Below are 14,405 nucleotides of genomic sequence, written 5' to 3' on the forward strand. Positions count from 1 at the left end.
TTCGTGGCGATCCTCACAGGGGTGTCGGAGGGGCATAAGGAACCGCGGCCTCCGGCCCCTCACCTCCTCGTATCGGCCCCCTCACCTCCCCGTGTCCGTCGGGGCCGGTGACCTCGAGGTCACGGTGGTGACGTGTCAGGTCCGGGTCGGGGTGACGCAGTGTCCCGGCCCGTCGGGGAGGCTCCGCGCCCGGTCGTACGGGTCGACGAGGGCCCCCTTGGCCGCCTGGGCCGCCTTCCAGCGCCCCTCGGCGAAGAGCGGGTGGAGGGTTCCGTCCTTCGGCGTCGAGCAGTCGTGGTTGGCGACCTCGCTCGCGTAGGCGTCAAGGACGAGCTTGCCGTCCCGCGCGTGCTGTCGGAGACGTTGGTCTCGGCCAGCAGCGTCTTCACGTTCTCCAGGACGGCGGACACGTCCTTCGCGGTGTGCCTCCCGGAGGGCATCGCCGGGGGGAGGTAGATCCCGTCGGCGCCTTCCGGCCAAGGGGACGCGGGCGAGTTCCGGAACGGCATGCGGACGGAGTACGGCCACTCCGCGGGCCAGATCGGCTCGTCGAGCGTCTGCGGACTGTACGGCTCATAGGGCGGCCGCTCCCCCGTCACGTCGGCCAGCCAGAAGCCGAACCCGCCGAGGACCAGCACACCGGCACCGGCACCGAGGGCGATCTTGCGGCGCCGCACCGCCCTGTCGCGCCGCAGCGCCTCTCACGACCCGGATCGTTCGCCTGCGAGCGCAGCCGGGCGACGTAGTCCGTGGCTTCCACAGGTGTTCCCCTTTCCCCACCCCCGCTCCGCCGGGCGCGACGGAGCGGAGCGGAGCCTCTCACAGGGCCGCGGGGTCCGTCATCGCGGGGCCCTTGAGACGGACGCCCTGGAGGTGGAGGTCCGCCGGGGCGGCGAACTCGCACCAGACGATCTTGCCGGGGTTCCGCTCCCCCACGCCCCGGCGGTCGGCGAGGGCCTCGACCAGCAGCAGGCCGCGGCCCGACTCGTCCGAGGGCTCGCGGACGGCGGGGGTGCCGTCGCCGCTGTCGTGGACCTCGACGCGGAGGGGGCCGGGGTGGGCCGGGGAGAACTGGAGGCGGTAGCCACGGCCGGGCGGGACGCCGTGGCGGAGGGCGTTGGTGGCGAGCTCGCTCACGCACACCACAAGCGGGCCTGACCCAGCCCCAGTTGGCCGCGCAGGCGTGCGTGGCGCTGGAGACCCTCGGCTCGATCGAGCAGGGGCGGCGGGCGCTGCGGCTGGGGCTCGCGGGTGAGCTGGACGCCCTCCTGAGCACGGGCGGCGCGCTCGCGGTGGCGGTCGACAAGGCGCCGAAGAAGGAGCGATACCCGGCGTTCGTCCAGGAGTTCATCGAGCTGGAGGCGCAGGCGCTCAGCATCTGCTCGTACCAGAACGGGGTGGCGCCCGGTCTGCTCCAGACCGCCGAATACGCCCGCGCGGTCTTCGACTGCCTGTATCCGCCGATCACCCCGCAGGAGGCGGAGGACCGGATGCTGGACCGGCTCGACCGACAGGCGGACTCCAAGCTCGGCGAGACCAGCCCGGTCCTCACCGTCTCCCCCGCCGCGCGGAGCGCCTTCGTCGGCACAACGACCTGAGGCCACAGGACACTTGATCGAAAACGGGGTGTCGGGCTCGCCCGTGCGTGCCATCATGCCGTCGACCGCCGGTCACCGACCGCGCACGAGACGGAATGCAGAGGCCATGTCCTGCATCTCGTCCCGCCGCGTCCGCCGCGGCCTGCTCGTCCTTGCAGCCTCCCTCGGGCTGCTCTTCGGCGGTGGGTGAACCTCAACAGCGGCATGTGTCTGGAGATCGCCGACTGGCGCACCGACAACGGGGCCCCGGCCCGCCTGTGGGACTGCCACTACGGCGCCAACCAGCAGTGGAGCCCCTGGCGGGTCTGACCCCCCTCGTACGGCGGCGGCCCCGCACCGGAACTTCCGGTGCGGGGCCGCTCTGTGCCGGGTGGCCGGGATCAGCCCTCGCTGACGCCCAGCTTCTCCAGGATCAGGTCCTTGACCTTCGCCGCGTCCGCCTGGCCCCGGGTGGCCTTCATGACCGCGCCGACCAGGGCGCCGACCGCGGCGACCTTGCCGCCGCGGATCTTGTCGGCGACGGCCGCGTTGCCGGCGATGGCCTCGTCGACGGCCGCGCCGAGCGCGCCGTCGTCGGAGACGACCTTGAGGCCGCGCTTCTCGACCACCTGGTCCGGGGTGCCCTCGCCCGCGAGGACGCCCTCGATGACCTGGCGGGCCAGCTTGTCGTTCAGGTCGCCGGAGGCGACCAGGGCCGACACGCGGGCGACGTCCGCCGGGGTGATCGGGAGCTCCTCCAGGGAGACGCCCTTCTCGTTGGCGTTACGGGCCAGCTCGCCCATCCACCACTTGCGGGCCGACGCGGCGTCCGCGCCCGCCTCGGTCGTGGCGACGATGGCGTCGACCGCTCCGGCGTTGAGGATGGCCTGCATCTCCACCTCGGAGACGCCCCACTCCTCGCGCAGCCGGTTGCGGCGCACGCGCGGCAGCTCGGGCAGGCCCTTGCGCAGCTCCTCGACCCACTCGCGGGCGGGGGCCACCGGCACCAGGTCCGGCTCGGGGAAGTAGCGGTAGTCCTCGGCGTTGTCCTTGATGCGGCCGGCGGTGGTGGTGCCGTCGTCCTCGTGGAAGTGCCGGGTCTCCTGGACGACCTTGCCGCCGGCCTCCAGGATCGCCGCGTGGCGCTGGATCTCGAAGCGCGCCGCCCGCTCGACCGAGCGGAGCGAGTTCACGTTCTTGGTCTCCGAGCGCGTGCCGAACTCCGCCGCGTCCTTCCGCATCAGCGACAGGTTGACGTCGCAGCGCATCTGGCCCTTGTCCATGCGCGCCTCGGAGACGCCCAGGGCGCGGATCAGCTCGCGCAGCTCGGCCACGTACGCCTTGGCGACCTCGGGGGCGCGCTCGCCCGCGCCCTGGATCGGCTTGGTGACGATCTCGATGAGCGGGATGCCGGCCCGGTTGTAGTCGAGCAGCGAGTGCGAGGCGCCGTGGATGCGGCCGGTGGCGCCACCGATGTGGGTGGACTTGCCGGTGTCCTCCTCCATGTGGGCGCGCTCGATCTCCACGCGGAAGACCTCGCCGTCCTCCAGCTGGACGTCCAGGTAGCCGTCGAAGGCGATCGGCTCGTCGTACTGGGAGGTCTGGAAGTTCTTCGGCATGTCCGGATAGAAGTAGTTCTTCCGGGCGAAGCGGCACCACTCGGCGATCTCGCAGTTCAGCGCGAGGCCGATCTTGATGGCCGACTCGACGCCGACGGCGTTGACGACCGGGAGCGCGCCGGGCAGGCCGAGGCAGGTCGGGCAGGTCTGCGCGTTGGCGTCCTGGCCGAGCTCGGTGGAGCAGCCGCAGAACATCTTGGTCTTCGTGCCGAGCTCGACGTGGACCTCGAGGCCCATGACGGGGTCGTACTCGGCGAGTGCCGCCTCGTACGACAGCAGTTCAGTGACAGTCACGGTGGAACTTCCCTCTCAGCCCAGCAGGACGTCGTCGTCGCCGAGGCGCTTCAGCTCGCGGTACAGGATCGCGAGGCCGGTCACGATGGCGGCGGCGGACACGGCGGAGTCGATCAGCCGCAGCACGTCGTTGTCGTTGCGCGCCATCTTCGCCTGCTTCGCGACGCTGACGGCGCCGAAGGCGGTGGTCGCCAGCGAGACGTAGATGCCCGTCTTCGACTTCTTGAAGTTCTTGGCCTTCTTTGCCATGGCACTCACAGCGACGGAGCCTCCTCGAGCAGCGGGTGACCCCACTTTTCCACGAAGGCGGCCTCGACGGCGGCACCGACCTTGTAGAGCCGGTCGTCCTTCAGGGCGGGGGCGATGATCTGCAGGCCGACCGGCAGGCCGTCCTCCGGCGCGAGACCGCAGGGCAGCGACATGGCCGCGTTGCCGGCCAGGTTGGTCGGGATGGTGCACAGGTCCGCGAGGTACATCGCCATCGGGTCGTCGGCGCGCTCGCCGATCGGGAAGGCGGTGGTCGGGGTCGTCGGGGAGACGATCACGTCGACCTGCTCGAAGGCCTTCTCGAACTCGCGGGTGATGAGGGTGCGGACCTTCTGCGCCGAGCCGAACCAGGCGTCGTAGTAGCCCGAGCTCAGCGCGTACGTGCCGAGGATGATGCGGCGCTTGACCTCGGGGCCGAAACCGGCCTCGCGGGTGAGCGCGGTGACGTCCTCGGCCGACCGGGTGCCGTCGTCGCCGCTGCGCAGGCCGTAGCGCAGGCCGTCGAAGCGGGCCAGGTTCGAGGAGCACTCGGACGGCGCGACGATGTAGTACGCCGAGAGCGCGAGGTCGAAGGACGGGCAGTCCAGCTCGACGACCTCGGCGCCGAGCGACTTCAGCAGCTCGACGGACTCGTCGAAGCGCTGCACGACGCCGGCCTGGTAGCCCTCGCCGCGGAACTGCTTGACGATGCCGACGCGCATCCCGGCCACCGAGCCGTTGCGGGCGGCCTCGACGACCGGCGGGACCGGGGCGTCGATGGAGGTCGAGTCGAGCGGGTCGTGGCCGGCGATGGCCTCGTGCAGCAGGGCCGCGTCGAGGACCGTACGGGCGCACGGGCCGCCCTGGTCGAGCGAGGAGGAGAAGGCCACCATGCCGTAGCGGGAGACCGCGCCGTAGGTGGGCTTGACGCCGACGGTGCCGGTGACGGCGGCGGGCTGGCGGATCGAGCCGCCGGTGTCCGTGCCGATGGCGAGCGGGGCCTCGTACGCGGCGAGGGCGGCCGAGGAGCCGCCGCCGGAGCCGCCCGGGATGCGGGTGAGGTCCCACGGGTTGCCGGTCGGGCCGTAGGCGCTGTTCTCGGTGGAGGAGCCCATCGCGAACTCGTCCATGTTGGTCTTGCCGAGGATGACCACGTCGGCGGCCTTGAGCCGCTTGACCAGGGTCGCGTCGTACGGCGGGATCCAGCCCTCGAGCATCTTCGAGCCGACCGTGGTGGGCACGCCCATGGTGGTGAAGATGTCCTTGAGCGCGAGCGGCACACCGGCCAGCGGGCCCAGCTTCTCGCCGCGGGCGCGCTTCTCGTCCACGGCGCGGGCCTGCGCGAGGGCGCCCTCGCGGTCGACGTGCAGGAAGGCGTGGACCTTCTCGTCGACGGCCTCGATGCGGGCCAGGTGGGCCTCGGTGACCTGGACGGCGGTGAGCTCGCCGGAGGCGATCTTCGCCGCGATCTCGGCGGCGGTGAGCTTGATGATGGTGCTGTTGTCCGTCATGGCGTTCTTAGTCCTCCCCCAGGATCTGCGGCACCTTGAAACGCTGCTGCTCCTGGGCCGGGGCGCCGGAGAGCGCCTGCTCGGGGGTGAGCGACGGACGGACCTCGTCCGCGCGCATGACATTGGTCAGCGGCAGCGGGTGGGAGGTCGGCGGTACGTCTTGGTCGGCGACCTCGGAGACGCGGGCGACCGCGCCGATGATGTCGTCGAGCTGACCGGCGAAGTGGTCGAGTTCTTCGTCGGCGAGCTCCAGACGCGCCAGCCGGGCGAGGTGGGCGACCTCCTCGCGCGTGATGCCAGGCATGCGGATCCTCACGGGGTGAGTTCGATGGTGTTCACCCAATCCTATGGGGCCTGCGCCGCTGCCCGTGAAACGGTCACCGCACCACGTGGTCCGAGGAGGTCACTGGACCACGTGGTCCGAAGGGTGGTCCACCTCGGCGACGGCGGCGGCCGCGGCGATCTCCGACGGGCGGCGCCAACCGTGCTCGCCGCGGGCCAGGAGCCAGGCGGTGGTCTCGGCGGGCGGCATGGCGGCGGCGACCAGCCAGCCCTGGACGGCGTCGCAGCCCAGGTCGCGCAGGCGCTCCCAGGTCTCGTCGTCCTCGACGCCCTCGGCGACCACCAGCAGACCGAGCGAATGGGCGAGGTCGACGGTGCAGCGGACGATCTCCGCGTCCTCGGTGTCGACGGCGAGCCGGGCGACGAAGGAACGGTCGATCTTCAGTTCGCTCACCGGCAGGCGCCGCAGGTGGACGAGGGAGGAGTAGCCGGTGCCGAAGTCGTCGAGGGACATCTTGACGCCGTGGCCGGTGAGGCCGGCCATGGTGTCGGCGGCCCGCTGCGGGTCCTCCAGGAGCACGTGCTCCGTTATCTCCAGCTGGAGCGCGCCGGCCGGGACGCCGTGCCGGGCGAGGCGGGCGGCGACGGCGCCGGCGAAGCCGGGGGTGTGGACGTCGCGCGGGGAGACGTTGACGGCGATGGGCACGTCGAGGCCCTGGGCGCGCCAGCGGGCCACCTGGGCGAGGGCGGTCTCCAGGACGTACTCGGTGAGGTGCGGCATGAGGCCGGAGGACTCGGCGATGGCGATGAACTCGTCCGGAGGAACCTTCCCTCGCTCGGGGTGGACCCAGCGGACCAGCGCCTCCAGGCCCGCGACCTGGCCGTCGAAGCGGACCTTGGGCTGGTAGTGCAGCTCGACCTCGCCGGCGTCGAGGGCGCGGCGCAGGTCGCCGAGCAGGCCGAGGCGGTCGGGGGTGTTGGAGTCGCGCTTGGACTCGTAGACCTCGACGCCGGTGCGGTCCCGCTTGGCCTGGTACATCGCCACGTCGGCGCGGCGCAGCAGGCCCTCGGCGTCCAGGGCGTGGTCGGGGAAGACGGCGACGCCGGCGCTGGCCTCCAGGACGAGGGTGAGGCCGTCGAGGTCGAGCGGGGAGGACAGCTCGGCGACGAGGTGGCGGGCGACGCGCTGGGCGCTGGTGGTGGAGTCGGCGGTGGGCAGCAGGACGGCGAACTCGTCGCCGCCGAGCCGGGCGGCCTCGGCGCCGCGCGGCAGGGCGAGCCGGAGCCGTTCGGCGATCTGGAGGAGCAGCCGGTCGCCGGCGAGGTGGCCGAGGGTGTCGTTGACGGACCGGAAGCGGTCGAGGTCGATGAGGACGAGCGCGGAGCGGACTCCCTCACCCTCGGCCTCCTCCAGGGCGGTCCAGGTGCGCTCGAGGAGCCACTGGCGGTTGGGCAGCCCGGTGAGCGGGTCGCGCAGCTGCTCCTCGGCGCGGGCCCGGGCGATCCACAGGGTGGAGTCGAGGGCGATGAGCGGGACGGCGAAGAGCGGCAGGAGCGGGGGCCGGGAGGCGGCGACGACGCAGATGAGCGGGGCGATGCCGAGCAGGGCGACGGCGACCAGGCCCTGGCGGAGCAGGGCGGTGCGGGCGGCGGTGGGCAGCCCGCCGCCGTGCGGGGCGAGGGCGTACCACAGCAGGAGGCGGGTCGCCACGAGATAGGCGACGGCGGCGAGCATCACTTCCGGTACGTCGGCGATCCCCCAGTCGAGGGGCTGCCAGGGTTCCGCGACGGTCGGGACGTCGCCGAAGGTGGCGAGGACGAGGGCGGCGGCGCCCGCGCCGATGACGTCCACGGCGCCGTGCAGCAGGCCCTGGCGCCAGCGGTGCCGGCGGGCGCCTGCGACGAGCACGACGACGGTGACGGAGACGAGGCAGGCCGGCACCCAGCCGTAGAGGAGCAGGACGGCGAGGGTGAGGGCGGCGCCGGAGCCGGTGCCGCCCCACCAGCGGTCGCGGCCGAGCGCGACCAGGTGGCCGACGATGAGGCCGGTGAGGACGGCGAGGGACCAGCCGGGGGCGCCGCCGGGGAACAGGCCCTGCCCGGTGCTCAGCGTCCGGTAGACGCCCGCGACGAGCACGACGGCGGCGATGCCCACGAGCGCTCCGGGCAGCCCGGAGGCGAGGCCCACGAACGCCGCACGGGCCTGGGGCCGTGCGACCGGGGCGGCACTCTCGGTCGGTTTCATTCCCGTCCCTCTCACAGCCGGCGGTGCCGTACGCAACGCGGGGCCGTCGTGATGCCACTGTCATGCCTTGGATGTCATGCCACTGGTACGTCGTCCCGTCGCGTGCCGGACCGCGTGTCCTGCCCTTGCGTGCCGGCAGGGCCCTCGTACGGCCGTGCGCGACGGACGCACGGTCACCACAGTAGGCCGCGGAGGGCTGCTACGGGCAGCGCTCTCCATCTCTTGCCCGAATGCGACCCGGCCACCCCTAACGATCTGGTATGCGCCGAACGGGTGAACCCGCACTGCCTTTTCGCGCCCCTCGCGCGCCCCTTGCGCGCCCGCCGCCGGCCCCTCGGCGGCGGGCGCGGCGGCTACTCGGCGACGGGCAGAGCAGCCTCCTGAGCGGCTTCGGGACCTTGTTCGAGCAGGATCCGGAAGCCGGCCTCGTCGAGAACCGGAACCTTCAGCTGCATCGCCTTGTCGTACTTGGAGCCCGGGTTGTCGCCGACGACGACGAACGCGGTCTTCTTCGAAACGGAACCGGCGACCTTGGCTCCCAGGGATTGCAGCGACTCTTTTGCGCCATCCCGGGTGTAGTCCTGCAGGGTGCCGGTGACCACCACGGTCAGTCCCTCCAGCGGACGCGGCCCCTCGTCCTCGCCGGCGCCCTCGTCCTCGAAACTCACCCCGGCCGCGCGCCACTTGCGCACGATCTCCCGGTGCCACTCCTCGGCGAACCACTGCTTCACGGCGGCGGCGATGATCCCGCCGACGCCGTCGACCGCCGCCAGCTCCTCCTCCGTCGCCTGCTCGATGCGCTCCAGGGAGCGGAACTCGCGGGCCAGCGCCTCGGCGGCGACCGGGCCGACGTGACGGATCGACAGGCCGTTGAGGAAGCGGGCCAGCGGGCGGGTCTTCGCCGCCGCGATGTTCTCCAGCATCGCGAGCGCGTTCTTCTTCGGCTCGCCCTTCTGGTTGGCGAAGACCGGGACGATCTTCTCCTCGCCGGTCTTCGGGTCCCGCTTGGGCAGCCCGCTGTCGGGGTCGAGGACGTACGCCCGGACCGGCAGCAGCTGCTCGATCGTGAGGTCGAAGAGGTCGCCCTCGTCGGTCAGCGGCGGCTCGGCCGGCTCCAGGGGGCGGGTCAGCGCCGCCGCCGCGACCATGCCGAAGTTCTCGATGTCCAGGGCGGAGCGCCCGGCCAGGAAGGCCAGCCGCTCGCGCAGCTGGGCCGGACACGTCCGCGCGTTGGGGCAGCGCAGGTCGATGTCGCCTTCCTTCATCGGCTTCAGCGGCGTCCCGCACTCCGGGCACTCGGCCGGCATGACGAACTCGCGCTCGCTGCCGTCCCGGAGGTCCGCGACCGGACCCAGGATCTCCGGGATCACGTCACCGGCCTTGCGCAGCACCACCGTGTCGCCGATGAGCACGCCCTTGGCCTTCACCACGTCCTGGTTGTGCAGGGTGGCGAACTCGACCTCGGAACCGGCCACCGTCACCGGCTCCACCTGCGCGTACGGCGTGACGCGACCGGTCCGTCCGACGCCGACCTTGATGTCGATCAGCTTGGTGTTGACCTCTTCCGGCGCGTACTTCCACGCGATGGCCCAGCGCGGGGCGCGTGCCGTGGAGCCGAGCCGGCCCTGGAGCGCGATCTCGTCGAGCTTGACGACGACGCCGTCGATCTCGTGCTCCACCGAGTGGCGGTTCTCGCCGTAGTACGTGATGAACTCCCGTACGCCGTCGAGGGATTCCACGACCCTGTTGTGCCGGGCGGTGGGCAGGCCCCACTCGTGGAGCAGCTCGTACGCGTCGGAGAGGCGGGTGATGTCGAGGCCGTCGCGGGCGCCGATGCCGTGCACCACCATGTGCAGCGGGCGGGTCGCCGTCACCTTCGGGTCCTTCTGGCGCAGCGAACCGGCCGCCGCGTTCCGCGGGTTGGCGAACGGCTTGTCGCCGGCCTCCACCAGGCGCGCGTTCAGCCCCTCGAAGGCCTCCATCGGGAAGTAGACCTCGCCGCGGATCTCGACCAGTGCCGGGATCCGGTCGCCGCGCAGCCGCTCCGGGATGTCCGCGATGGTCCGCACGTTCGGCGTGATGTCCTCGCCCGTACGGCCGTCGCCGCGGGTCGCCGCCCGGGTCAGCCGGCCGTGCTCGTACGTGAGGTTGACCGCGAGGCCGTCGACCTTCAGCTCGCACAGGAAGTGGTGGTCGGAGGCGCCGACGTCCTTGGCGACCCGCTCGGCCCAGGCCGAGAGCTCCGCGTCGTCGAACGCGTTGTCCAGCGAGAGCATCCGCTCCCGGTGCTCCACGGAGGCGAAGTCCGTCTCGTACGACCCGGCGACCTTCTGGGTCGGCGAATCCGGCGTCCGCAGCTCCGGGTACTGCTCCTCCAGCGCCTCCAGCGACCGCAGGAGCTTGTCGAACTCCGCGTCGCTGACGACCGGCTGGTCCTTCACGTAGTACCGGAAGCGGTGCTCCTCGACCTGCTCCGCCAGCTCGGCGTGCTTCTCCCGCGCCTCGGCGGGGGCCCCCTGTTCGACTGCCACCGTTCCTCGTCCTCCCGTGTGCTGGAACCCGGTCACTCTGGGTTGTCCGCGAGCGATCTCGCCGCCCGGGCGCAGTGCGCGAGCGCCGCGCGGGCGTATGCCGGCGAGGCACCCGCGAGACCACAGGCGGGGGTGACCACCACGGACTCGGCGAGAGTCCCCGGATTCAGCCCCAGCCTGCGCCACAGCGTCCTGACACCCATGACGCTACCGCCCGGGTCTGACAATGCCCCCGAGGCCGGGTCCGTGGACGGCACCACACCGGCGAAGAGCTTCGTCCCGGCCTCCACGGCCTCCCCGATCGGCTCCTCGTCACGCTCGGTGAGCAGGGAGAAGTCGAACGACACGCCCGCGGCGCCGGCCCGCCGCAGCAGCCCGAACGGGACTCCCGGCGCGCACGAGTGCACGACCACGGGCCCGTCGTGGACCGTGATCACGTCGCGCAGGGCGCTCTCCACGACCTGCCGGTCGACGGCCCGGTGGGTGCGGTAGCCACTGGCCGTCCGCACCTGCCCGAGCAGCACCGCGGTCAGCGAGGGCTCGTCCAGCTGGAGCACGATCCGGGCGCCCGGCACCCGCCTGGCGACCTCCGCGAGATGGGCGCGCAGCCCCTCGGCGAGCGAACCGGCCAGGTCACGACAGGCCCCCGGGTCGCTCAGCGCCGCCTCGCCGCCGCGCAGTTCCAGGGCCGCGGCGAGCGTCCACGGCCCCACGGCCTGCACCTTCAGCGCGCCCTCGTAGCCCTGGGTGAACTCCTCCAGGGCGTCCAGGTCCTCGCCGAGCCACGACCGCGCCCGCCGGGTGTCCCGCCCGGGCCGGTCGCTGATCCGCCAGCCGCTCGGCTCCACGTGCGCGTACAGCTCGACGAGCATCCCGGTGGTCCGGCCGATCATGTCCGCGCCGGGCCCGCGGGCGGGCAGCTCCGCGAGGAACGCGAAGTCCTCGAAGGACCCGGTGACGGTCTTGGCTGCCTCCCGGGCGTCGCCGCCGGGCAGGGACCCGACGCCGGTGGCGGGGCCCCAGGGGAATGGGTTCTTCTCGCTGATCTCGCTCACCCGGGAAGCGTACGTGTCCGGGTCAGCCGGAGACGTACGCGCCGGACCCGCCCGGACGGCGGTCCCGCCGGCGCGCCTGCGGGACGCGCGGCGCCGGCCGCTCCGGGAGGGGGCGTGCGCGCCCCGCTCACCGGGCGGTCGTCCGTGCCCGCGTCCTCAGCGTCCCGGCCGGACGGAGAGGTCGTTGACCTCGGCGTCACGCGGCAGGTCGATCGCCATGACGATGGTCGTGGCCACCGACTCGGGGTCGATCCACCGCTCGGGGTCGTACTCCTTGCCCTCCTGCTGGTGCACCTTCGCCTGCATCGGGCTGGCCGTCCGCCCCGGGTACACCGACGTGACCCGCACGCCGTTGCCGTGCTCCTCGTGGCGCAGCGAGTCGGCCAGCGCCTTCAGCCCGTGCTTGGAGGCGGCGTACGCGCTCCACTCGGCGTGCGCGGCGAGCCCGGCGCCCGAGTTGACGAACACCACATGGCCCTTGGAGACGCGCAGTTGGGGCAGGAAGTGCCGGGTCAGCTCGGCGGGGGCGATCAGGTTGACGTTGAGCTGGTGGTGCCAGGTCTTCGGGGTCAGCTCGCCGACCGGGCCGAGGTCGACGACGCCCGCGATGTGCAGCAGCGTGTCGACCCGCTCGGGCAGCGCCTGGTGGGAGAAGGCCCAGGACAGCCGGTCCGGGTCCGCCAGGTCCCCGACGAGCGTCCGGGCGCCCGGAAACTCCGCCGCCAGCTCCTTGGCCCGGCCCGCGTCCCGCGCGTGCAGCACGAGCTCGTCCCCGCGCGCGTGCAGCCGCCGCGCGACGGCCGCGCCGATGCCGGAGCCGGCTCCGGTGATCACATGAGTTGCCATGCGGCCCATGCTCGCATCATCCGCGGGACGCCACGGCCTGCTCCAGGAAGGTCAGCGCCTCGGCGCCGTCGTCCGCGAAGAAGACCAGGTCCGTGAGCGGGAGCGGCAGGAAGCCCTCCTCCTCCATGCGGCGGAACTGGGCCTTCAGGCCGTCGTAGAAGCCGGCCGTGTTGAGGAGGACGACGGGCTTGGTGTGCTTGCCGTGCTTCTTCAGTTCCAGGATCTCGGTGGCCTCGTCGAGGGTGCCGGTGCCGCCGACCATGACCACCACGGCGTCGGACTTGGCCAGGAGCAGGGCCTTGCGCTGGGCGAGGTCCTTGGTGACGACCATCTCGTCGGCGACCGGGCGGGCCTTGGCCGCCAGGAAGTCCACCGAGACGCCGACCAGCCGGCCGCCGGCCTCCTCGACGCCGTCCGCGACGACCTTCATCAGACCGACGTCGGAGCCGCCCCAGACGAGGGTGTGCCCGGCCTTGCCGAGACGGGCGGCGAAGTCGCGGGCGGGCGCGGTGTACCGCTCGTCGAGGTCGGCGGCGGAGAGGAAGACACAGATGTTCATGGGCTTCACGGTAGGCCAGGAGGGGTGCCGCCCACCGGCACCCGGGCCCTTCCGGAAAGTTCCGCCCCGGACCGATGAGTTCTGCGCGCGGCCCCGGTCTGCCCTGCCATGGACGAGGAGCAGCTGATCGAGGAGAAGACGACGGTGTGCGCGGCCCGCGGTCTGGTCAGGTCGCCGGACGGGACGCGGATCGCCTACGAGCGCTATGGGGACGGACCGCCGGTGATCCTGGTGAGCGGGGCCCTGGGCACGGCCGGGAGCGAGCGGCCGCTCGCGGGGCTGCTCGCGCGGCGGTTCTCGGTGGTGGCGTACGACCGGCGGGGGCGCGGCGCGAGCGGGGACGAGGGGCCGTACGCGGTGGAGCGGGAGATCGCCGATCTGGCGGCGCTCGTCGACGCCGTGGGCGGCGCGGCGGGCACGGCCGCCGTGCACGGAACCGCCTGCGGCGGTGCGTTGGCGCTCGCCGCCGCGGCGGCCGGGGTGCCGGTCGGGCCGGTGTCGGTGTACGAGCCGCCGTACGGCTCCGAGGCGGCGGCGCGGCGCGGCCGGGTGCGGGCGCTGCTCGACCGGGGCCGGCGGGGCGAGGCGCTGGATCTCCTGCTCGGCGACGGCGCCGGTCTGCCCGCGCAGCCGCGGCCCGTCCTGGAGGCGCTGACGCACACCCTCGCCTACGACGACGCGGTCGTGGGCGACGGCTCCGTGCCCGCCGCCCGCCTGGGCCGGGTCCACGCGCGCGTGCTGGTGGTCGACGGCGGCGCGAGCCCCTCCTGGACGCGTCGGGTGGCCCGTACGGTCGCGGCGACGGTCCCGCGCGGCCGGCACCGCACGCTGACCGGCCAGACCCACCAGGTGGCGCCGCACGTCCTGGCGCCGGTCATCGAGGAGTTCCTGGAGGACTGTCTGGAGCAGGAGCCGGCGGGCAGGTGAGGGCCCGGCCGTGCTGCCGTCCGATCACCTGACGTGGCCGCGACGCGAGGGCCTGAGGGGACGGGCTCGGGGTTGCGGGGGTTGCGCGGGGTTGCGTGGGGTTGGGCGGGCGGGGGTGCGCGGGCGGGGGTGCGTGGGCGGGGGTGGACGAGGGGCTCTCGACCGAGGGCATCGGCAGACGCCGCCGGACGTCGGCGGTGGGCTACTCAGCTATGAACGAAGGTCCAGACCGCGAGGCCGATCACGGTCAGGAAGGTCGCGAGACCGGTGACCAGCGCCCTGACCGCGATGGTCAGGCGGCGGACGGCGGGCGTGCAGAGCAGGCCGATCGGCACGGCCGCGATGGCGAGGACGATCGGCACCCACCGCAGGGGGATCCCGTCGGTCGGCCCCACATCGGCTTCCGCCCACAGGGTCAGGAACCCCAGACACGCGAGTACCAGCAGGGCCATCGCCCACAGCACGCCCGCCAGCACGCCCGCCACCACGGCGACCTCGGTTCCCCGGCGCCGTGCCGCCGGCCGGCCGGGGCCGTAGAGAGCGGCGTACGTGTCGGGATTCATGGTCGGCTCCTTCGTGTCAGGTGAGCCTCAGCGTCACCCCCGGGCCTCCCGCCCGGCATGAGTACGCGTGCTCATCTCACCGCTCCCGCGTACTCGGCGAGCCGGGCCACGAGCCGGGCCAGGAGAGGCGGCCCCGACGAACCCCCGCGG

14 protein-coding genes are annotated in these 14,405 nt (G+C 73.0%); 3 read left to right on the forward strand and 11 right to left on the reverse strand.

Annotation, left to right across the window (positions count from 1 at the left end):
- Positions 1-819: 819 nt before the first annotated feature.
- Positions 820-1,326 (reverse strand): ATP-binding protein, encoded by a 507-nt coding sequence (locus ESG85_RS12785; RefSeq protein WP_128978612.1) that lies wholly within the window; start codon positions 1,324-1,326, stop codon positions 820-822.
- Positions 1,327-1,397: 71 nt separating this feature from the next.
- On the opposite strand from ESG85_RS12785, the gene ESG85_RS36910 reads away from it, so the two are divergent.
- Complete coding sequence (locus ESG85_RS36910; RefSeq protein WP_425471214.1) at positions 1,398-1,598, forward strand: Scr1 family TA system antitoxin-like transcriptional regulator; 201 nt, start codon at positions 1,398-1,400, stop codon at positions 1,596-1,598.
- 186 nt (positions 1,599-1,784) lie between these two features.
- On the forward strand, positions 1,785-1,907 hold the full coding sequence (locus ESG85_RS12790) for an RICIN domain-containing protein (RefSeq protein ID WP_128978614.1): 123 nt from the start codon (positions 1,785-1,787) through the stop codon (positions 1,905-1,907).
- A gap of 71 nt (positions 1,908-1,978) precedes the next feature.
- Here the strand turns inward: ESG85_RS12790 and gatB are convergent, their stop codons facing one another.
- The 9 genes from gatB to ESG85_RS12840 form a co-directional block, all read right to left on the reverse strand.
- Entirely contained in the window at positions 1,979-3,490 is a 1,512-nt protein-coding gene (gene gatB, locus ESG85_RS12795; RefSeq protein ID WP_128978616.1) for an Asp-tRNA(Asn)/Glu-tRNA(Gln) amidotransferase subunit GatB, read from the reverse strand.
- A 15-nt stretch (positions 3,491-3,505) separates the two neighbouring features.
- Positions 3,506-3,739 carry a hypothetical protein gene (locus tag ESG85_RS12800; protein WP_128978750.1) on the reverse strand — a complete coding sequence of 78 codons (234 nt, stop codon included), beginning with the start codon at positions 3,737-3,739 and terminating at the stop codon, positions 3,506-3,508.
- 5 nt (positions 3,740-3,744) lie between these two features.
- Positions 3,745-5,247: an Asp-tRNA(Asn)/Glu-tRNA(Gln) amidotransferase subunit GatA gene (gene gatA / locus ESG85_RS12805; protein WP_128978618.1), complete on the reverse strand. Its 1,503-nt coding sequence runs from the start codon at positions 5,245-5,247 to the stop codon at positions 3,745-3,747.
- A 7-nt stretch (positions 5,248-5,254) separates the two neighbouring features.
- Positions 5,255-5,551 carry an Asp-tRNA(Asn)/Glu-tRNA(Gln) amidotransferase subunit GatC gene (gene gatC / locus ESG85_RS12810; RefSeq protein ID WP_046905390.1) on the reverse strand — a complete coding sequence of 99 codons (297 nt, stop codon included), beginning with the start codon at positions 5,549-5,551 and terminating at the stop codon, positions 5,255-5,257.
- Between the two features lie 99 nt (positions 5,552-5,650).
- Positions 5,651-7,774 (reverse strand): putative bifunctional diguanylate cyclase/phosphodiesterase, encoded by a 2,124-nt coding sequence (locus ESG85_RS12815; protein ID WP_128978620.1) that lies wholly within the window; start codon positions 7,772-7,774, stop codon positions 5,651-5,653.
- Positions 7,775-8,127: 353 nt separating this feature from the next.
- The gene (gene ligA, locus ESG85_RS12820; RefSeq protein WP_128978622.1) at positions 8,128-10,305 is read right to left on the reverse strand and encodes an NAD-dependent DNA ligase LigA; all 2,178 of its coding nucleotides are present in this window, start codon (positions 10,303-10,305) and stop codon (positions 8,128-8,130) included.
- 32 nt (positions 10,306-10,337) lie between these two features.
- A complete protein-coding gene (locus tag ESG85_RS12825; protein WP_128978752.1) occupies positions 10,338-11,351 on the reverse strand; it encodes a methionine synthase in 1,014 nt (337 codons plus the stop codon).
- A gap of 165 nt (positions 11,352-11,516) precedes the next feature.
- Complete coding sequence (locus ESG85_RS12835; protein WP_128978626.1) at positions 11,517-12,215, reverse strand: SDR family oxidoreductase; 699 nt, start codon at positions 12,213-12,215, stop codon at positions 11,517-11,519.
- Between the two features lie 7 nt (positions 12,216-12,222).
- Complete coding sequence (locus ESG85_RS12840) at positions 12,223-12,765, reverse strand: LOG family protein (RefSeq protein WP_128978628.1); 543 nt, start codon at positions 12,763-12,765, stop codon at positions 12,223-12,225.
- Positions 12,766-12,873: 108 nt separating this feature from the next.
- Between ESG85_RS12840 and ESG85_RS12845 the strand changes: the two genes are divergently transcribed.
- Positions 12,874-13,692, forward strand: a complete 819-nt coding sequence (locus tag ESG85_RS12845) for an alpha/beta fold hydrolase (RefSeq protein WP_128978630.1) — start codon at positions 12,874-12,876, stop codon at positions 13,690-13,692.
- Positions 13,693-13,898: 206 nt separating this feature from the next.
- Here the strand turns inward: ESG85_RS12845 and ESG85_RS12850 are convergent, their stop codons facing one another.
- Positions 13,899-14,255 (reverse strand): hypothetical protein, encoded by a 357-nt coding sequence (locus ESG85_RS12850; RefSeq protein ID WP_128978633.1) that lies wholly within the window; start codon positions 14,253-14,255, stop codon positions 13,899-13,901.
- Between the last annotated feature and the right edge of the window lie 150 nt (positions 14,256-14,405).

Source organism: Streptomyces roseicoloratus, from assembly GCF_004117935.1.
Classification (GTDB): Bacteria; Actinomycetota; Actinomycetes; order Streptomycetales; family Streptomycetaceae; genus Streptomyces; species Streptomyces roseicoloratus.

Bases quoted from the DNA above. Each gene is read 5' to 3' on its own strand.
- ESG85_RS12800 (WP_128978750.1), bottom strand. From the start codon at position 3,739: ATGGCAAAGAAGGCCAAGAACTTCAAGAAGTCGAAGACGGGCATCTAC.
- gatA (WP_128978618.1), bottom strand. From the start codon at position 5,247: ATGACGGACAACAGCACCATCATCAAGCTCACCGCCGCCGAGATCGCG.
- gatC (WP_046905390.1), bottom strand. From the start codon at position 5,551: ATGCCTGGCATCACGCGCGAGGAGGTCGCCCACCTCGCCCGGCTGGCG.
- ESG85_RS12815 (WP_128978620.1), bottom strand. From the start codon at position 7,774: ATGAAACCGACCGAGAGTGCCGCCCCGGTCGCACGGCCCCAGGCCCGT.
- ESG85_RS12835 (WP_128978626.1), bottom strand. From the start codon at position 12,215: ATGGGCCGCATGGCAACTCATGTGATCACCGGAGCCGGCTCCGGCATC.
- ESG85_RS12840 (WP_128978628.1), bottom strand. From the start codon at position 12,765: ATGAACATCTGTGTCTTCCTCTCCGCCGCCGACCTCGACGAGCGGTAC.
- ESG85_RS12845 (WP_128978630.1), top strand. From the start codon at position 12,874: ATGGACGAGGAGCAGCTGATCGAGGAGAAGACGACGGTGTGCGCGGCC.
- ESG85_RS12850 (WP_128978633.1), bottom strand. From the start codon at position 14,255: ATGAATCCCGACACGTACGCCGCTCTCTACGGCCCCGGCCGGCCGGCG.